At 63.0% G+C, this 17,366-nt stretch carries 17 protein-coding genes and 1 pseudogene; 10 read left to right on the top strand and 8 right to left on the bottom strand.

The annotated features are described in order from the left end of the window. Positions 1-425: 425 nt before the first annotated feature. The 4 genes and pseudogenes from dnaJ to N8A98_RS09320 all read right to left on the bottom strand — a co-directional run bounded on the left by dnaJ (position 426) and on the right by N8A98_RS09320 (position 5,668). A pseudogene (gene dnaJ / locus N8A98_RS09335) lies at positions 426-1,564 on the bottom strand (molecular chaperone DnaJ). A gap of 192 nt (positions 1,565-1,756) precedes the next feature. Next, entirely contained in the window at positions 1,757-2,824 is a 1,068-nt protein-coding gene (locus N8A98_RS09330; RefSeq protein WP_262170869.1) for an alpha/beta hydrolase, read from the bottom strand. Between the two features lie 350 nt (positions 2,825-3,174). Beyond that, positions 3,175-5,088 (bottom strand): molecular chaperone DnaK, encoded by a 1,914-nt coding sequence (gene dnaK / locus N8A98_RS09325; protein ID WP_262170868.1) that lies wholly within the window; start codon positions 5,086-5,088, stop codon positions 3,175-3,177. A 247-nt stretch (positions 5,089-5,335) separates the two neighbouring features. Next, positions 5,336-5,668 carry a hypothetical protein gene (locus N8A98_RS09320; RefSeq protein WP_113120549.1) on the bottom strand — a complete coding sequence of 111 codons (333 nt, stop codon included), beginning with the start codon at positions 5,666-5,668 and terminating at the stop codon, positions 5,336-5,338. A gap of 164 nt (positions 5,669-5,832) precedes the next feature. Here N8A98_RS09320 and pncA point away from each other — a divergent pair, with 164 nt between their 5' ends. After that, positions 5,833-6,468 (top strand): bifunctional nicotinamidase/pyrazinamidase, encoded by a 636-nt coding sequence (gene pncA, locus N8A98_RS09315; protein ID WP_262170865.1) that lies wholly within the window; start codon positions 5,833-5,835, stop codon positions 6,466-6,468. Here the strand turns inward: pncA and N8A98_RS09310 are convergent, their stop codons facing one another. The 3 genes from N8A98_RS09310 to hrcA form a co-directional block, all read right to left on the bottom strand. Continuing rightward, positions 6,469-7,215 carry a class I SAM-dependent methyltransferase gene (locus tag N8A98_RS09310; protein ID WP_262170863.1) on the bottom strand — a complete coding sequence of 249 codons (747 nt, stop codon included), beginning with the start codon at positions 7,213-7,215 and terminating at the stop codon, positions 6,469-6,471. Between the two features lie 72 nt (positions 7,216-7,287). Continuing rightward, on the bottom strand, positions 7,288-7,869 hold the full coding sequence (gene grpE / locus N8A98_RS09305; RefSeq protein ID WP_035099450.1) for a nucleotide exchange factor GrpE: 582 nt from the start codon (positions 7,867-7,869) through the stop codon (positions 7,288-7,290). Positions 7,870-7,956: 87 nt separating this feature from the next. Next, entirely contained in the window at positions 7,957-9,027 is a 1,071-nt protein-coding gene (gene hrcA, locus N8A98_RS09300; RefSeq protein WP_262170862.1) for a heat-inducible transcriptional repressor HrcA, read from the bottom strand. 153 nt (positions 9,028-9,180) lie between these two features. On the opposite strand from hrcA, the gene rph reads away from it, so the two are divergent. The 4 genes from rph to hemW are packed head-to-tail and all read left to right on the top strand — an operon-like array spanning position 9,181 to position 11,895. After that, positions 9,181-9,897 (top strand): ribonuclease PH, encoded by a 717-nt coding sequence (rph, locus tag N8A98_RS09295; RefSeq protein WP_113120545.1) that lies wholly within the window; start codon positions 9,181-9,183, stop codon positions 9,895-9,897. Continuing rightward, positions 9,894-10,058, top strand: a complete 165-nt coding sequence (locus N8A98_RS09290) for a hypothetical protein (RefSeq protein WP_262170859.1) — start codon at positions 9,894-9,896, stop codon at positions 10,056-10,058. Before rph ends, N8A98_RS09290 begins: the two co-directional genes overlap by 4 nt. Beyond that, on the top strand, positions 10,055-10,702 hold the full coding sequence (locus tag N8A98_RS09285) for a non-canonical purine NTP pyrophosphatase (RefSeq protein WP_262170858.1): 648 nt from the start codon (positions 10,055-10,057) through the stop codon (positions 10,700-10,702). The genes N8A98_RS09290 and N8A98_RS09285 overlap by 4 nt, the downstream gene beginning before the upstream one ends. 35 nt (positions 10,703-10,737) lie before the next feature. Next, positions 10,738-11,895, top strand: coding sequence for a radical SAM family heme chaperone HemW (gene hemW / locus N8A98_RS09280; protein WP_262170856.1), 1,158 nt, complete (start codon positions 10,738-10,740; stop codon positions 11,893-11,895). On the opposite strand, the gene N8A98_RS09275 is transcribed toward hemW, so the two are convergent. Beyond that, on the bottom strand, positions 11,892-13,148 hold the full coding sequence (locus N8A98_RS09275; RefSeq protein WP_262170854.1) for a penicillin-binding protein activator: 1,257 nt from the start codon (positions 13,146-13,148) through the stop codon (positions 11,892-11,894). The two genes, hemW and N8A98_RS09275, sit on opposite strands and share 4 nt — an antisense overlap. 87 nt (positions 13,149-13,235) lie before the next feature. Between N8A98_RS09275 and rsmI the strand changes: the two genes are divergently transcribed. The 5 genes from rsmI (at position 13,236) to N8A98_RS09250 (ending at position 17,108) form a co-directional block, all read left to right on the top strand. Further along, positions 13,236-14,123, top strand: a complete 888-nt coding sequence (gene rsmI / locus N8A98_RS09270; RefSeq protein ID WP_262170853.1) for a 16S rRNA (cytidine(1402)-2'-O)-methyltransferase — start codon at positions 13,236-13,238, stop codon at positions 14,121-14,123. Next, positions 14,092-14,478: a YraN family protein gene (locus tag N8A98_RS09265; protein ID WP_262170851.1), complete on the top strand. Its 387-nt coding sequence runs from the start codon at positions 14,092-14,094 to the stop codon at positions 14,476-14,478. Before rsmI ends, N8A98_RS09265 begins: the two co-directional genes overlap by 32 nt. A 43-nt stretch (positions 14,479-14,521) precedes the next feature. Further along, the gene (gene gshB, locus N8A98_RS09260; RefSeq protein ID WP_262170850.1) at positions 14,522-15,463 is read left to right on the top strand and encodes a glutathione synthase; all 942 of its coding nucleotides are present in this window, start codon (positions 14,522-14,524) and stop codon (positions 15,461-15,463) included. A gap of 5 nt (positions 15,464-15,468) precedes the next feature. Continuing rightward, a complete protein-coding gene (locus tag N8A98_RS09255; RefSeq protein WP_262170848.1) occupies positions 15,469-16,401 on the top strand; it encodes a serine hydrolase domain-containing protein in 933 nt (310 codons plus the stop codon). 74 nt (positions 16,402-16,475) lie between these two features. Then, positions 16,476-17,108, top strand: a complete 633-nt coding sequence (locus N8A98_RS09250) for a MarC family protein (RefSeq protein ID WP_262170847.1) — start codon at positions 16,476-16,478, stop codon at positions 17,106-17,108. Positions 17,109-17,366 lie beyond the last annotated feature (258 nt).

Genomic DNA, 17,366 nt, shown 5'->3' with positions numbered 1-17,366 from the left:
GGCAAGGGGCCGGACTTGAGCCGTGATCACTCTTCCCCTCTCCCCTTGAGGGAGAGGGACGGCATTTCTGCGTTCAGCAGAAATGACAGGGTGAGGGGTGCTGCGTTCGCCTATGCCAGAAGTGCAGAAAGAAACCCCTCATCCGCCCTTCGGGCACCTTCTCCCTCAAGGGGAGAAGGGAAGACCGTGGCTCCCGATCTTCGTGCTCTAGCTGTGTGCAGGGGTGAGGTGTGAGGCTGCCCCCACCACGATGTCACCCCGGCGCAGGCCGGGGCCCATCTTGAGGTGCCATATCGGCCGCAAGGTGTGTGTGTTAGCCCCGGCAAGCCTCAACAGGCGGTCTGGCGGCGTGTTCCACGATCTCGAGATGGGCCCCGGCCTGCGCCGGGGTGACACCGAGTTTGTGGGTAGCGCCGCGTGTTCCCCTAAGCCTCAAACATCTTCTTGAGCTTGTCGAAGAAGCCGCCTGAGGTCGGGCTGTTTTCTTCGGTCTCGAGCCGGGCGAATTCTTCGAGCAGTTCGCGCTGCTTGCGGCTCAGGGCTTGGGGCGTTTCGATATCGAGCTGCACATAGAGATCGCCGACATCCTTGCTGCGCAGCACCGGCATGCCCTTGCCCTTGAGGCGGACGCGCTGGCCCGGCTGGGTGCCGGCGGCGACCTTGACCTTGGCGCGGGTGGCGTCGAGCGTGGGCACTTCAAATTCCCCACCCAGGGCGGCTGTGGTCATGGCGATGGGGACGCGGGCATAAAGATCGGCCCCGTCGCGCTGGAACAGCTCATGCGGGCGGATCGAGATGAAAATGTAGAGATCGCCCGGCGGGCCACCGCGCAGGCCAGCCTCGCCCTCATTGGCGAGGCGAATGCGGGTGCCGTCCTCGATGCCTTTGGGGATATCGACCGAAAGTTTGCGGTTTTCCTGGCGGCGGCCCTGGCCCCCGCAATCGGTGCAGGGCTGGTCCATCATCTGGCCGCGGCCCTGGCAGACCGGGCAGGTGCGTTCAATGGTGAAAAAGCCCTGGGCCGCGCGCACCTTGCCATGGCCATTGCACTGGCGACAGGTGTGAGTGCCAGTGCCCGGCTTGGCGCCCGAGCCGTCGCAGGTGGTGCAGCCCACCAAAGTGGGCACGTCGATTTCGACGGTGCGGCCGGCAAAGCTTTCTTCGAGGCTGATTTCAAGATTGTAGCGCAGGTCGGCGCCCCGCAGCTTGGCGGCGCCACCCCGCCCCCGCCGCGGCGGCCGCCGCCCATGAAGTCGCCAAAGATGTCCTCGAAAATATCGGACATGGAGGAATTGAAGTCGCTGCCGAAACCGGGACCGGGACCACGCCCGCCGCCGTTTTCGAAGGCGGCATGGCCGAACCGGTCATAGGCGGCGCGCTTCTGGCCGTCCTTGAGCGTGTCGTAGGCTTCGTTGATTTCCTTGAACTTGGCCTCGGCGTCGGCATTGCCGGGATTGCGATCGGGGTGGTGTTGCATGGCGAGCTTGCGATAGGCACTTTTCAGCGCTGCATCGTCGGCGCCCTTGGCCACGCCAAGCACCTCATAGAAATCCCGTTTGGCCAAGAAACAACTCCGAATGCATTTTGGGGGCGCATACGCCCCTGATCAAACCAGCCCCACGTCTCGCCCTAGATGGCAATCGACCCCGCTCCCCGCAAGGGGCTGGGGTCGCTTAACGGGCAAAACCATCGCCGCCGCTCTTAGCAAGCGACGGCGGTCGGTTCAACATTGCTGATTCGGCAGATTTTGCGGCGATCACCCGCGCCGGTCGGACATGAAGGCCTTGCTCAGCGCATCGGCGGCGTCGCCCTGGGCGAACAGCGCCTTGGTGACCAGGACGCCCAGCCCGAAAAAGCCCTGCGTTACCCCGTCATAAACCCAGCAATTGACCGGCACATGCGCGGCTTCCAGCGCTTCGGCCAAGGCCTCGCCTTCCGAACGCAGTGGATCGATCTCGGCCAGCACGATGGTGGCCGGGGCCACGCCGCGCCAGTCGTCGCGGGCGACCAGATCAATCCGCGTGTCCTTGATCTGCTCGGCATCCTCGAACAGGTGCCGGAAGCGCCAGCGCATGGCGGCCAGCCCGATCGGGCGGACCCTTAGGGTCGCGCCATAGGAGGGGGTGGTCAGGTCACTCCCTGCAATGGGGTGGATCAGCAATTGATGCAGTGGCTGGGTGATGCGTTCCTTGCGGGCGCGCAATGCCACATTGGCGGCGAGGTTTGCTCCGGCATCTTCCCCGGCAATCGCCAGCCGGCGCGGGTCACCGCCCAGCTCGCGCGCCTTGGCAATCAGCCAGCGCCAGGAGGCCCAGGCATCGTCATGGGCGGCGGGAAATTTGTGCTCGGGGGCGAGACGATAGGCGACCGAGACCACGATGGCGCCGGTGCGCCGCGCCAGGGCACGGGCCGAGGCGTCATGGGTATCGAGGTCGCCGGTGACAAAGCCGCCGCCGTGGAAATAGAGGATCATCGGATTGAGTCGGCTGAGCAGGCCTAAGGGGCGATAGAGGCGCGCAGGCAGGCTCGTGTCCTCGCCGGTCTCGACGGCAATATCCTCGGCACTCACGCCATCGTCAGCGGCCTCACGGGTCTGCAGCGCCAGAATACCGGCAATGGCGTCGGCGGCTTTGGGCTGGCGCCGGGCCGAGGCGGGCGTCGCCTGCTCCAGCGGCCGCGCGCCGAGTTCGGCCAGGGCGTCGAGCACATGCTTCATATCGGTATCGAGCCGGCTCATCGGATCGCCACCGATCAATTCGGCAATGCGCCCGATCGTATCGGCCTGGTGGGCCGGCTCAGGAATAGTCGCGCTGGAATCGCTCATCGAGCCACCTCGTTCTTGGTGCCTCTGTTTGATCCCCCCATTCGGCCGGGATTTAGGCCCAATCGTGCTGTTTTTGCGGCGGGTGATTCACGTGAAACGGAATGGCTGGCATTGGTGCAATGTGGTCACAACCCTACCTCTCCCCTTGAGGGAGAGGGACGGCATTTCTGCGTTCAGCAGAAATGACAGGGTGAGGGGTTCTGCGTCATCTCATGCCAGAAGCGCAGAAAGAGACCCCTCATCCGCCCTTCGGGCACCTTCTCCCTCAAGGGGAGAAGGTGAGAACGTCCGGCTCAAAAACAAAAAAGGCCCGGCTTGTGCCGGACCCTTTCATAACTTTGGCTTAAGACTTAAGCCGACTTCTTATCGTCGTCGTCCTTGACCTCTTCGAAGTCGGCGTCGACGACATCGTCTTCGTCCTCATCGGCAGTGCCATTGGCCTTGGCTTCGGCTTCCGCCTGGCTGGCCTTGTACATGGCTTCGCCCAGCTTCATCGAGGCTTCGGCCAAAGCCGCGGTCTTTTCCTTGATCGCTTCGCCGTCTTCGCCGTCGATCACGCCCTTGAGGTCGGTGATCGCGGTTTCGATGGCGGTCTTGTCCTCAGCCGAGACCTTGTCGCCATATTCCTTGAGCGACTTTTCGGTCGAGTGGATCAGGCTTTCGCCCTGGTTCTTGGCTTCCACAGCTTCGCGCTTGGCCTTGTCGGCCTCGGCATTCTGCTCGGCTTCCTTGACCATCTTTTCGATGTCGGCGTCGCTGAGGCCACCCGAAGCCTGGATGCGGATCTGCTGCTCCTTGCCGGTGCCCTTGTCCTTGGCCGAAACCTGCACGATGCCGTTGGCATCGATGTCGAAGGTCACTTCGATCTGCGGCACGCCGCGCGGTGCGGGCGGAATGCCGGTCAGGTCGAAATTGCCCAACAGCTTGTTGTTGGCGGCCATTTCGCGTTCGCCCTGGAACACGCGGATGGTCACGGCGCTCTGGCTGTCCTCGGCGGTCGAGAAGGTCTGGCTCTTTTTGGTCGGGATGGTCGTGTTGCGATCGATCAGGCGGGTGAACACGCCACCCAGCGTTTCGATACCGAGCGACAATGGCGTCACGTCGAGCAGCAGCACGTCCTTGACGTCGCCCTGCAGCACGCCGGCCTGAATGGCGGCGCCGAGCGCTACGACTTCGTCCGGATTGACGCCCTTATGGGGTTCCTTGCCGAACAGTTGCTTGACGACTTCCTGCACCTTGGGCATGCGGCTCATGCCACCGACCAGCACGACTTCGTCGATCTGGGCCGCGGTGAGGCCGGCATCCTTGAGCGCCTGCTTGCAGGGCTCGACGGTCTTCTGGATCAGGTCATCGACCAGCGATTCGAACTTGGAACGGCTCAGTTTGAGCGTCAAATGCTTGGGGCCCGAAGCGTCTGCCGTGATGAAGGGCAGGTTGATTTCGGTCTGGGTCGAGCTGGAGAGTTCGATCTTGGCCTTTTCGGCAGCTTCCTTGAGGCGCTGCAGAGCGAGCTTGTCATTGCGCAGGTCGATGCCCTGCTCTTTCTTGAACTCGTCGGCAAAGTAATCGACCAGACGCATGTCGAAGTCTTCGCCGCCCAGGAAGGTGTCGCCATTGGTCGACTTCACTTCGAACACGCCATCGCCGATTTCCAGCACCGAAACGTCGAACGTGCCGCCGCCAAGGTCATAGACGGCGATGGTGCCGGCGGCCTTCTTGTCGAGGCCATAGGCAAGCGCGGCAGCCGTCGGCTCGTTGATGATGCGCAGCACTTCAAGCCCGGCAATGCGGCCGGCATCCTTGGTGGCCTGGCGCTGGCTGTCGTTGAAATAGGCGGGAACCGTGATCACGGCCTGGGTGACGTTTTCACCCAGATACGATTCGGCGGTTTCCTTCATCTTCTGCAGGATCATGGCCGAAACCTGCGAGGGCGAATACTTTTCGCCCGAGGCTTCCACCCATGCATCGCCATTGTCCGCCTTGACGATCTTGAAGGGGACCAGATTCTTGTCCTTGGCGACGACGCCATCGTCAAAGCGGCGCCCGATCAGGCGCTTGACGGCAAACAGCGTGCCTTCGGGATTGGTGACCGCCTGGCGCTTGGCCGGCTGGCCCACGAGACGTTCGCCATCCTTACTGAAGGCGACCATCGAGGGGGTGGTGCGGGCCCCTTCCGCGTTTTCGATGACCTTGGGATTGGCGCCGTCCATCACTGCAACGCAGCTATTGGTGGTGCCCAGATCGATACCGATAACTTTAGCCATTACTCTAGCCTCTCTTTCAGCAAACCCATTGAGGAGCCCTCCTTGCGAAGCAGCCCCGTGGCCGCGCAGGCCGGGTTCCTTGCAACTGGAATGTGCCCATTGCTGGGCCTTGGGCGTATATAGGGGGTGAGCATGGCGCTTCAAGCGCGCAGAGCCCGGATTTGCCTTGGGTTTGATTCATTGTTGTACGCGGCCCGACAGGTGCGCGGCGCCGTTCCCGCCGCGCTGCCATGATCGGGCCAGCCAATTAGTCGGTCAGCGTATATTCGTCCAGCGTGCAGATATCGACTTCGTTCACCTCGAGCGTGGCGCCTTCACCGGTCTCGAAGCGGAAATCATAGAGGCACTGGTCCGAGCCGTCGCCAATGCTTACCGTGCCCTGCATGCCCGCTTCCAGCGTGCCATCGGGGCCCAGCAGGTCCTCGCCCCAATTATTCTCGGCGCTGGGCGTGGTGTAGAAATAATGCAGCGATTGCGAGCTGGCATTGATCAGCGTGAATTCGACATTCTGTGCCAGGGCCGGCGCTGCGCCGCCCACAAGGGCCAGGGCGGCAAGACCGCCCTTGAGAAGATTATGCATGGATTGTCCCCAAACCGGCCGTCTGCTGCGGCCGGGCGAGATAGATGGCACGCGGACGTGCCGCCGCCAAGCGCAATTCCATGGCGCTGGTGAACGTGGCCCCCCTTGCCCGGACGGCCCGGGGCAAGGCAGTCTCATCACGGTTCATTTGAGGAGTCGCTGCCATGCCGATCGCCATCACCCCCCAGGACGTGCTGATCGTCGTCGACATGCAATATGACTTCCTGCCCGGCGGCAATCTGGCGGTGGCCGGCGGCGACGAGATCGTGCCGCTGATCAACACCCTGGCCAAAAAATTCACCAATGTCGTGCTGACCCAGGACTGGCACCCGGCCAATCACATTTCCTTTGCCAGCAATCATCCCGGCAAGAACCCGTTCGAGACGATTGAACTGCCTTATGGCAATCAGGTGCTGTGGCCCGACCATTGCGTCTGGATGAGCCACGGCGCCCAGATTTCGGCCGATCTCGACATCCCCCAGGCGCAACTGATCATCCGCAAGGGCTATAATCCCCGGATCGACAGCTATTCCGGCTTCCAGGAAGCCGATCGCGAAACGCTGACGGGCCTGGCCGGCTATCTCAACGAGCGCGATGTGGACCGGCTCTATATGGTCGGCCTCGCCACCGATTTCTGCGTCGGCTGGACCGCCATCGATGGCGCCGCCGCCGGCTATGACGTGACAATCATCGAGGACGCCACCCGGGCGATCGACAATGCGGGGAGCCTGGAACGGGCCTGGGCCGATATGGCAGAGGGCGGCGTGGAACGGGTGCTGAGCAAGGATATTCTAGGGTAGCTATCTCACCGCACAGATCACCACCTGCCGCATGCTGGTGGGCGTGAGCGGGCTATGATCAAACCCACCAAAGCGCTCGATCACCGCGAACCCGCCGCGCTCCAGCAAGAGCAGCAGTTCCTGCGGATAGATTTGCCGCATCGCCAGTCTGGTATGGCGGAAGTCCTGCTCCGCCGGATGTGACCAATACCAATCGATATGGCTGATCTGAGCGATCGGATCATAGGCGATGGTTTCCTCGATACGGACCTCTCCCAATTCGGGATGCGCGAACAGCCCCAATAGCTGGCGCTCATCGCCGGGCCGGCTGAGTATCCACGCGCTGGGCACGAAAATATCGAAGATGAGCCGGCCATCCGGCTTTAAATGCCTCGCCGCGCTGGCAAGGAAAGCCAGCTGGTCCGCGGCCTGGGTAAGATGCAGCAGGGAATTGGCCGCCACGATAATCGTGTCAAAGCGTCGCCCCAGCGCGAAATCGCGCATGTCGAGCGGCACCAGATTGGGTGCCAGTCCCTCCATGCTCGCCCGCTGCCGCGCTGCATCGAGCATGGCCGGGGAGAGATCCCCGCCCGTGACATCGGCGCCTGAGCGCAGGAGCGGCAGGGTGAGCCGCCCGGTGCCGCAGGCCAGTTCCAACACCTGCCGGCCGGACCCGCCCGCTGCCTCGACATAGAAGCGCTCCATGTCCGGATCGGGCGGCGAGACCAGATCGTAAAGCTCGGGCCGCTCATAGAGATCCTCTGCCAAGGTCGTGTTCCTCTCCAAACAACAAGGGCGCCATTGCTGGCGCCCCTAGAGTGGTGAGCTGGCCTCAGGCCGTCAAACGCTCTTATCCACCGTTTCGTCCGCCGGGGCGTGGCTGGGGCCGCCTTTGGCGACGCCGACCATGGCGGGGCGCAGCACGCGGTCGCCGATGGCAAAGCCCGCCTGCACGACCTGCACGACCGTGCCTTCGGGGCGGCTGGGATCGGGGACTTCGAACATGGCCTGATGCTTGTGCGGATCGAATTTCTGGCCTTCGGCCTCGATCGGCTTGACGCCGTGCTTGGCCAGCAGGCGCTGCATTTCGCGCTCGGTCATTTCGATGCCTTCGATCAGGCTCTTGGTGGTCGCGTCGCCCGATTCGCGGGCTTCGGGCGGCAGCACCAGCAGGGCCCGGCTCAGTGCATCGGTGGCCGAGAGCATGTCGCGGGCAAAGCCGGCAATGGCGTAGGAACGCGTATCGGCGACATCGCGCTCGGTGCGCTTGCGCAGGTTTTCCATCTCCGCAATGGTCCGCAACACCCGGTCCTTGAGCTCGGCATTCTCGGCGCGCAGCGCTTCGATCGGGTCGATCTCAGGGGTCGCTTCAGGGGTTTCGACTTCGGGCGTTTCGCCATTGGCGGCGTTTTCGTCGCTCATCATGAATTTGGGTTCCGCAGAGAGTTCGGGATTTAGTCAGCCATATCGGCCAAACATGGCGCTTTTTCAAGCCTTGGGAACGCCGCACTAGCGCTTCCGCGCCATCATCGCGGAAATCACATTGGCGGTATAATCCACCACCGGCACGATGCGGGCGTAGTTGAGCCGGGTCGGCCCGATCACGCCCAACACGCCGACTACCTTGTCATTGGCGTCCTTATAGGGGCTCAGGATCACCGAGGAGCCGGAGAGTGAGAACAGCTTGTTTTCCGAGCCGATAAAGATGCGCACGCCCTGCGCTTTTTCGGCGTCACCCAACAGGTCCAGCAAGCCATCCTTGCTCTCGAGCTCGTCGAACAGCTGCCGCATCCGCGCCAGATCTTCGGAGGCCATGGCGTCATTGATCAAATTGGCCCGGCCGCGCACGATCACCGTGGGTTGGCTCGAGGCCGAGGGCTGGCTGAGCGTGGCAATCCCCGCATCGACCAGCTTTTGCGTCAGCTCATCGAGTTCGGCCCGCTGTTCGGCGCGTTGCTCGGCCAAAACCTTGCGCGCCTCGGCAATGGTACGGCCCACCACGTGATGGGCCAGATAATTGCTGGCCTGGGTCAAGGTGCTGGCGGCAAGGCCCGGCGGCAGGTCGAGGATGCGGTTTTCCACCTGCCCGTCCTGCCCCACCAACACGGCCATGGCGCGGCTGGCGTCGAGCCGTACGAATTCGATATGGCGCAGCACCATGTCGGCCTTGGCAGCGATCACCACCCCTGCCCCCTGGCTGAGGCCGCTCAACAGCTGGCTGGCCTCGGTCAGAAAATCCTCAACCTGCCCCTGCCGTCCTTCGATATGGCTGGCGATCTGGCTGCGCTCGCGTTCATCGACCGCGCCCACTTCGAGCATGGCATCGACGAAAAACCGCAGGCCTTCCTGCGTCGGGGCGCGGCCGGCCGAGGTATGCGGGGCCGCGATCAGCCCCAGATCTTCGAGGTCCGCCATGACATTGCGCACCGAAGCGGGCGACAGCCCCACCTGCAGCATGCGGCTGAGATCGCGCGAGCCCACCGGCATGCCGGTATCGAGATAGCGCTCGACGATCTTCTTGAAGATGTCCTGGCTACGGGCATTGAGGACGCTGAGAAAGTCTTCCGGGGGCTTTGTCATGAGAAAAGATTCAAATTATCCCTTTAACCCTGAGCTCTCATTTAAGGGCATTGCTGCCTCTCGCCAAGCGTCCGCGACTTGTGAGCGAGGCCCATCAGGGTTAAGAGGCGGTTAACAGCCCTTTTCTTTGACTTGTCTTCAGGTGATTTGCCCATGCGGCCTTCCGGACGTGAGCCCAACCAGATGCGCGCCGTAAAAATCGAGCGCGGTGTCGCCCAAAAGGCGGAAGGCTCGTGCCTCGTCAGCTTCGGCAATACCAAGGTGCTGGTGACGGCATCGGTGGAGACCAGCATTCCCAGCTGGCTGCGCGGCAAGGGCCAGGGCTGGGTCACCGCCGAATATGGCATGCTGCCCCGCGCCACCGGCAGCCGCACCCGCCGCGAGGCCACCGCCGGCAAGCAATCGGGCCGCACCCAGGAAATCCAGCGCCTGATCGGCCGCTCGCTGCGTGCGGTGGTCGACCTGCAATTGCTGGGCGAAAATCAGATCACCGTCGATTGCGACGTGCTCGAAGCCGATGGCGGCACCCGCACCGCCTCGATCACCGGCGCCTATATCGCGCTGGCCGATGCGCTGAGCTGGATGGGCGAGCGCAAGCTGACCAAGGGCAATGCGCTGCGCGAATCGGTGGCTGCGGTCTCCTGCGGCATCTATCGCGGCGCGCCGGTGCTTGATCTGGACTACCTCGAGGATGTCGAAGCCCATACCGACGCCAATTTCGTCATGACCGGCTCGGGCAAGTTCGTTGAAATCCAGGGCACGGCCGAACAGGTCCCCTTCAGCCGCGACGAGCTTAACGCGCTCATGGCGCTGGCCGAACAGGGCATTGGCGAACTGACCCTGCTCCAACAAGCGGCGCTCGCCTCATGATCGGCTGGATTCTCAAAAAACTCGCCGGCAATCAGCCCGCGCCCGAGCCCATCCGCTCCACGCCGGGCGAAAATTGCGCCCTCTGGCATGACGTGAGCCGGGCGCTCGACCAATCGGCCCGTGCCGCCCGCGAACGCAAGGCCAAGGGGGCAGCACGATGACCTCGATACCCCGCCTGCGCGATGGCGACCGCCTGGTTCTGGCCTCCCACAACAAGGGCAAGCTGGTCGAATTCCAGGAATTGTTCGAGCCCTTTGGCCTCGAGATCATTTCGGCGGCCGAGCTCGACCTGCCCGAGCCCGAGGAAACCGGCACCACCTTTGCCGAAAATGCGCGCATCAAGGCCCATGCTGCGGCGCAAGCCTCCGGCATGCTGGCGCTGAGCGATGATTCGGGCCTTTGCGTTGATGCGCTGGGCGGCGATCCCGGCGTCTATACAGCCGATTGGGCCGGCGTGCCGCGCAATTTCGAGCATGCCATGAAGCGCGTCGAAGATGCCTTGCAGGCCGCCAATGCCACCTCGCCCAATCAGCGCCGCGGCTATTTCAACGCCACGCTATGCCTCGCCCATCCCGATGGCCGCGACGAACTGTTTGTCGGCCGCTGCGATGGCACCCTGGTCTGGCCGCCGCGCGGCGAGCGCGGCCATGGCTATGATCCGGTTTTCATGCCCGATGGCTATGACATCACCTTTGGGCAGATGGCGGCCGAAGCCAAGCATAGTTGGGCCCCGGGCCAGCAGGGCCTCAGCCACCGCGCCCGTGCCTTTTCGAAATTCGTCGAGGATCAGATTGCCAAGGACTGACCGCATCATGTGGCAGCCATTATTGGGAGCAGGGAATGCCGCAATCCAGCAATGACCTGTTCGGCGTCTATGTGCATTGGCCGTTCTGCGCGTCCAAATGCCCCTATTGCGACTTCAATTCCCACGTCCATCGCGGCCCCTTTGACGAGGAAGGCTATGTCGCGGCCTATGAACGCGAGATCGCCCATGCCGCCCAGCTGGCGCCCGGCCGGGTTGTACAGTCGATCTTTTTCGGCGGCGGCACGCCCTCGCTGATGAGCCCCTGGGCCACCGGCAAGATCATCGACGCCATTGCCAAGCACTGGACCGTCGAACGCCATGCCGAGATCACGCTTGAGGCCAATCCGACCAGCGTCGAGGTCGACCGCTTCAAGGGGTTCCGCACCGCCGGGGTCAACCGCGTCTCGCTGGGCGTGCAATCTTTGCGCGACAAGCCGCTGGCCGAACTGGGTCGCCGCCACACGGTGGACGAAGCCATTACGGCGGTGCGTATCGCCCAATCGGTATTCGAGCGCTCAAGCTTTGATCTGATTTATGCCCGTCCCCACCAGACGCTGGAAGATTGGGAAGACGAGCTCAAGGAAGCGCTTTGGATAGCGCGCGGCCATATCAGCCTCTACCAGCTGACCATCGAGCAGGGCACGCGCTATTTCGACCTGCACAAGGCCGGCAAGCTCAAGATGCCGGACGAGGATCTCTCGGCCGATTTCTATGAGCTGACCCAGGAATTGACCGCTGCCGCCGGCCTGCCCGCCTACGAGATTTCCAACCACGCCCGCCCCGGCCAGGAAAGCCAGCACAATATGCTCTATTGGCGCTATGGCGAATATGCCGGCATTGGTCCGGGCGCCCATGGTCGGTTGATGATCAACAATCAGCGCCACGCCACTGCGGCTGAAAAAATGCCCTTCGACTGGCAGAAAAAGGTCAATGCGGCCGGCCACGGCATGGTGGTGGACGATGTGCTGACTTGGGAAGAACAGGGCGACGAATTCCTCGTCATGGGCCTGCGGCTCAAGGAAGGCATTTCGCCGTCTCGCTTCACCGCGATATCCGGCCGCAAGATCAACCAGCGGCAGATTGATGACTTGAAGGGCTATGGGTTTGTCGAGACGCTGCCCAATGGCAATATCAGGGTGACGGACCGGGGTTGGCCGGTGCTGGATGCCGTGGTGGCGGATTTGGCGGCTTAGAGTTTTACGCCGTCAATCGTCACCCCGCCGCCCGGCGCGAGCTTTTTGATCACCAGCCCATATTCGCTGCGGCCATTGCCCAGGAAGCGGAATATCCCGTCGCGCCCGTTGAAGCCCGATGCGGCCAGCATCAGGCTCGGACTATAGGGCGGGTTGGCCATAGACAACGTGTTCACATTGGCCAGGATGGTTGCCGTATAGGCGATGGTCGATAGCGGGTGCGGCTGGGTGCCGAACCGAGCCTGGTACTCGCCGGCAATGGCATTGAGCCCGCCATCGTCGACGCTGGGATAGACCGCGCCGCTCAGTGACAGGGATTGCAATATCGCCATGTCGCCCTGCCAGTCGGCCGAGCCCACCAGCAGCACCCGGCCTGGCGCCACTCCGGCTTGCTGCAAGGCTGCGGCAAAACCCGGTGCACTGGCCCGATCGGGCAAAAAGAGCGTATCGATCACCCCGCTCTGGATCAGCGGCAGCGCCTGGCTGATGACCTGCTGCACCTCTCCCGCGCCAGAAAAGCCATAAACCGCCTGCGGCTGATAGCCCGCCACGGAGGCCTGTTGCCGGAACGCGGCCTGTTGCGCCTGCCCGAACTCGGTGTTGGGGAAAATCCCGGCAATGCCGCGCCGGCCCTGGCTGCGCACATAGCTCAGCGAGCGCTTCATCTCGGCATCGGGCAACACGCTCAGCAGGTAAACGCCGGGGCTGGCCGCATTGGGATTGTTCGAGAACCCGATCAGCGGCAGTCCCGCCGCCCGCGCCACCGCACCCGCCGCCGTCACCTGATCGGCCCGCAATGGCCCCAGGATCAGCTTGGCCCCATCCGACACGGCAGCGCTCGCGGCGCTGGTCGCGCCCTCGATACTGGTGCCGGTATCGCGCAGCGTGATGGTGATATTCTCGGCAATATTGGGATTGGCCTCGATAAAGCTGATGGCGAGTTTGCTGGCATTGGCCAGCGCCATGCCCACCGAAGCCGTGCCCGGGTCCCCACTCAGTGGTAGCAGCAAGGCCACCTTGACCGGCCCCCGCCCGAAACTCTCCGACGGGCCTGTCGCGACCGGCATGGGCATCATGCCGCCCTGCTGCATCGGGATGGGCTGCGCCTGTTGTGGGGTCGAATCGCCAAAGGGAAAGCTGAAGCTGCGCGAGCCGATCTGGTATTCGCCCGGAGTGCAGGAGGACACGGCGAGCAGCGCCGCCGTCAGCAGCGCCAGCCGGATTCGCCGCGTGGATGGCAAGATAATGCGCATCCCATGCCCTCGAATTGATAGCAATCGGTTAACATCTTGCGCCGATATCGTTAACTCGGCGTCAATGACGTGCGACAAGGCAAAGCTATGACCGAACCTTCATCCGGCTATTTCATCGCCGGCACCACCTTTGTCGCCCCGCCCCTCGCCCCCGGCCTTTATGTCGTGGCGACGCCGATCGGCAATCTGCGCGATATCACCATCCGTGCGCTCGAAACCCTCGCCGCTGCCTCCGTCGTGCTGTGCGAGGACACCCGCATGTCCGCTCGCCTGCTCGACCATTACGGCATCAGGGGCCGCCGCGTAGCGCTGCATGAACACAATGAGCGCGCCAAGGCCGACGACATCGTCGCCCGCGTCGCGGCCGGGCAGGCCATCGCGCTGATTTCCGACGCCGGCACGCCGCTGCTCTCCGATCCCGGCTTTCCGCTGATCCGCGCTTTGGCCGAAGCCAATCTGCCGGTCTTTCCCATTCCCGGCGCTTCCGCCCTGCTCTCGGCGCTGGTCGTGGCGGGCCTGCCCACCGATGCCTTTGCCTTTCACGGCTTTTTGCCCAACAAGGCCGGCGCCCGCGCCAATGCCATCACGGCACTCAAGGATTCACGTGAAACGTTGGTGTTTTACGAAAGCCCTCGCCGGCTCGATGACACGCTGGCCGCCATGGCCGAAATCCTTGGTGAGCGGCAAGCCGCCGTCGCGCTGGAACTGACCAAGCGCTTTGAGCGTGTCCATCGCGGCACCCTGCCCGTTCTGGCCGCCGAATTCGCCGATACCGAAACCAAGGGCGAAGCCGTAATCGTTGTCGCCGGCGCCGCCGAGGCTTCTGCTCCGGACGCCGCCGATTGGCAAGCCGATCTTGTGGCCGAAATGGCGACCCAGCCATTGCGCGCCGCCGTCGACGAGGTCACCAAAAAATACGGCTTGAAGCGCAAGGAAGTCTACGATGCCGCCCTCGCCCTCAAAGCCGAAAAGTAAGGCCCGACTCCAGGCCCATCTGGGCGGTCATCGCGGCGAGGCGCTGGCCGCGTTTTTCCTGCGGCTCAAGCTCTACCGGATCGTAGAGGTCCGCTACAAAACCCCACTCGGAGAAATCGACCTCATCGCCGAACGCTTCGGGGTGACGGTCTTTGTCGAGGTCAAAACCCGCAATAAAGCCAGCGCCCATGCAGAGGCCCTGGCCGCCGTCAATCAATCGCGCATTGTGCGGGCGGCCGAATATTGGCTCAGCCGCCATCCGGCCAAGGCCCATACCGACCTGCGCTTCGATATTATTTTCCTTGCACCGCGTACATGGCCGCGCCATTTGGTGAATGCGTTCGACGCGAGCTGACGGGTTCGCGCCTGAGCGGCAGAATCACACAAGGGCCAACAGCATGCTCAAAGTCGCCGTCCAGATGGACCATGTCGCCAGTATCAATCCACGCGGCGATTCCACCTTCGCCATGATGCTGGAGGCGCAGGAGCGCGGGCACCAACTGCTGCATTATACGCCCGATAGCCTGGCGCTGCGCGGCAATGTGGTCTCGGCGCTGGCCGCCCCGATCACCGTGATCGACAAGCCCAAGGGCGAGCATTTCACTCTGGGGGAGGCGGCGCGCATTGATCTCTCCACCCAGGACGTGGTGCTGATGCGCCAGGACCCGCCCTTTGACATGAATTATATCACGCTCACGCATTTGCTCGAGCGCATCCACCCCAAAACGCTGGTGGTCAACCCGCCCGCCGCCGTGCGCAACGCGCCCGAAAAAATCCTCGTCACCGATTTCCCCGAGCTGATGCCGCCGACTTTGGTGACGCGCGACCGGACCCAGATCCACGAATTCCGCAAGGAGCATGGCAATATCATCGTCAAGCCGCTCTACGGCAATGGCGGGGCTGGTGTGTTCTTCATCCAGGAGGGCGACCACAATCTGGCGAGCTTGTTGGAGCTGTTCGAGGCCAATTACCGCGAACCCTTCATGATCCAGAAATATCTGCCGGATGTGCGCAAGGGCGACAAACGCATCATCATCATCGATGGCGAACCGGTGGCCGGCCTCAACCGCATCCCCGCCGATGGCGAAGCGCGCTCCAACATGCATGTCGGCGGCCGCCCCGAACTCTCCCCGCTCACCGAGCGCGAGCGCGAAATCTGCGCTGTGATCGCCCCGGCGCTGAAAGAGCGCGGCATGATCTTTGTCGGCATCGACGTGATCGGCGACTACCTCACCGAAATCAACGTCACCTCCCCCACCGGCATCCGCGAAATCAAACGCTTCGGCGGCCCCGACATCGCAGTGATGATCTGGGACGCGATCGAGAAGCGGCGGAGCTAGACTCCTTGCGGACGCTGGCATCGCTGGTTGATCTTGCGGGGTTTGCCTCAGGCACGCCGATCAGTATCGCGCGTTGCACCGCGTCCGGTTCCATCGAGGAATTCGCCGCCGGCACTTGGCCGAATGGCCGGGCGGTTGTGGTGACCGACCGCTTCTATGGAGCCAGCCTCGCCAAACAATTCACCGGCGCGGCAGCGGCAATCCTCGTCCGCGATGGGCAGCTTGATCCGGACCAACCAGTCGCGCGCTATTTGCGTGATCTGCCGCTTTGGGCCGCTGACATTACGCCGCGCCAGCTCGCTCATCACATTGCCGGCCTGCCTGCTGGCGGTGCTCTTGAAGCGCAGGCGCCGGGTGATTGGACGGAGGATTTTGTCTCCGCTGCGCTGGCTGCCCTGCCGGGTTTGGCAACGCCGCCTGCTGCCAGCTACGCCTACTCCAATCTCGGCTACATTCTCCTAGCCCGGCTCGTGGCGAGCATTTCCGGCGAGCCATTCGCAGCCTTCGTCAATGCCCGCCTGCTGGTGCCGCTGGGCATCGAGGGCATGGGTTTTGCGCGGGATATCAGAGCCTATCCGCAGGTCGCGCATATGGGACAATGCCTGCCCCTGACGCAGGGTGATGGCGGGCTCTGGTCAACCAGCCGCGCCTTTGCACTCTGGCTGCATCGGCAAAATCAGGATGCGCTGGGCATTGCCGACATTGTCGAGGCTCAAGGGCAACTCGCCAACGGCATGAACACGCCCTATGGCTGGGGTCTGGGTCTGCGGACCCATCAAGGCCATCGTTTGCTCATCCATGGCGGCGAATGGACCGGCGCTGTCGCCAAGGCGGTGCGCTGTCCTGTGCGCGGCATCGCTGTCGTTGCCATGGCGGCCAATTGCCCATTCCAGACACTGGATCGCTTGGTCGAAATGGCGTTGAACGACGCCTGGTGATCGCACGCACAGGACTGGCCCCCGCCCGCTTAAGCCGCTAATGCTGGTGGCGAAAAGCGGGGGAGCTTGCAGCAATGCCCACAACGACATTCTTCGTCGCCTTTGCGACCCTGTTTGCCACTGTGGGCGTGGCCGATATCGCTTTCATCTTTGCCGCGCTCACCAAGCACAATACGGCCAAGCAGCGCTTTGCCTTTGCTACGCGCGGCGTGATCATTGCCGGCATTATCCTGCTGCTGTTCGGGATATTGGGCAGCGCGATTCTTGAAGTTTTCGGCATTACCATTCCTGCGCTCCGTACCGCCGGCGGTCTGCTGCTGTTTTTGATCGCCATCGACATGGTGTTCGCCCGCCATTCGGGCGGCACCGGCACGACCGATGAGGAAGAGGTCGAAGCCCGTCAGCGCGAGGATATTGCCGTCTTCCCGCTGGCCATGCCGCTGCTGGCCGGTCCCGGCGCCATCTCGGCGGTGATCCTGCTCACCACCGGCACCAAGACCGATCTCGAATTCTGGGCCGTGCTGGTCGCCATCGTGGTGATTCTGTTCCTCGCCTGGCTGACGCTGCTGGTGGCTATCCCCATCCAGCGCCTGTTGGGGGTCACGGGTCTGGCCGTCGTGTCGCGCGTTGTCGGCATTTTGCTGGCGGCTTTGGCGGTGCAGTTCGTCTTTGACGGGGTCAAGGCCAGCGGCCTGCTCGGCGGCTAAAATTTTCGTAAAATTGCTATGTTAATCAAGTCTTAACACGGGTCTTGACCCTGCAGGAGCTGGGGCGCACCTATCCTTCAAGACCTTGAATGAGGCGGAGGGGCTTTATGCGTATCACCGCGGCAATCGTCTTGCTGATCTTTGCCATTATCGGCTCGGGCGCGGCCGGCATTGCCGCCACGCAACCATCACCACCCCAGCTCAATACGGCGCAATAAAACGAAAACGGCCGGCATGAGCCGACCGTTCGAAATATCT

The sequence above is a fragment of the Devosia neptuniae genome (assembly GCF_025452235.1).
Taxonomy (GTDB): domain Bacteria; phylum Pseudomonadota; class Alphaproteobacteria; order Rhizobiales; family Devosiaceae; genus Devosia.
This window is presented reverse-complemented; position numbering and strand designations above follow the sequence as displayed.

Excerpts from the sequence above, each read along its gene's own strand:
- N8A98_RS09285 (WP_262170858.1), top strand. The coding sequence starts at position 10,055 with ATGACCTCGATACCCCGCCTGCGCGATGGCGACCGCCTGGTTCTGGCC.
- grpE (WP_035099450.1), bottom strand. The coding sequence starts at position 7,869 with ATGAGCGACGAAAACGCCGCCAATGGCGAAACGCCCGAAGTCGAAACC.
- N8A98_RS09330 (WP_262170869.1), bottom strand. The coding sequence starts at position 2,824 with ATGAGCGATTCCAGCGCGACTATTCCTGAGCCGGCCCACCAGGCCGAT.
- pncA (WP_262170865.1), top strand. The coding sequence starts at position 5,833 with ATGCCGATCGCCATCACCCCCCAGGACGTGCTGATCGTCGTCGACATG.
- N8A98_RS09320 (WP_113120549.1), bottom strand. The coding sequence starts at position 5,668 with ATGCATAATCTTCTCAAGGGCGGTCTTGCCGCCCTGGCCCTTGTGGGC.
- dnaK (WP_262170868.1), bottom strand. The coding sequence starts at position 5,088 with ATGGCTAAAGTTATCGGTATCGATCTGGGCACCACCAATAGCTGCGTT.
- N8A98_RS09275 (WP_262170854.1), bottom strand. The coding sequence starts at position 13,148 with ATGCGCATTATCTTGCCATCCACGCGGCGAATCCGGCTGGCGCTGCTG.
- gshB (WP_262170850.1), top strand. The coding sequence starts at position 14,522 with ATGCTCAAAGTCGCCGTCCAGATGGACCATGTCGCCAGTATCAATCCA.
- N8A98_RS09250 (WP_262170847.1), top strand. The coding sequence starts at position 16,476 with ATGCCCACAACGACATTCTTCGTCGCCTTTGCGACCCTGTTTGCCACT.
- N8A98_RS09265 (WP_262170851.1), top strand. The coding sequence starts at position 14,092 with ATGCCGCCCTCGCCCTCAAAGCCGAAAAGTAAGGCCCGACTCCAGGCC.
- hrcA (WP_262170862.1), bottom strand. The coding sequence starts at position 9,027 with ATGACAAAGCCCCCGGAAGACTTTCTCAGCGTCCTCAATGCCCGTAGC.
- N8A98_RS09290 (WP_262170859.1), top strand. The coding sequence starts at position 9,894 with ATGATCGGCTGGATTCTCAAAAAACTCGCCGGCAATCAGCCCGCGCCC.
- rsmI (WP_262170853.1), top strand. The coding sequence starts at position 13,236 with ATGACCGAACCTTCATCCGGCTATTTCATCGCCGGCACCACCTTTGTC.
- rph (WP_113120545.1), top strand. The coding sequence starts at position 9,181 with ATGCGGCCTTCCGGACGTGAGCCCAACCAGATGCGCGCCGTAAAAATC.
- hemW (WP_262170856.1), top strand. The coding sequence starts at position 10,738 with ATGCCGCAATCCAGCAATGACCTGTTCGGCGTCTATGTGCATTGGCCG.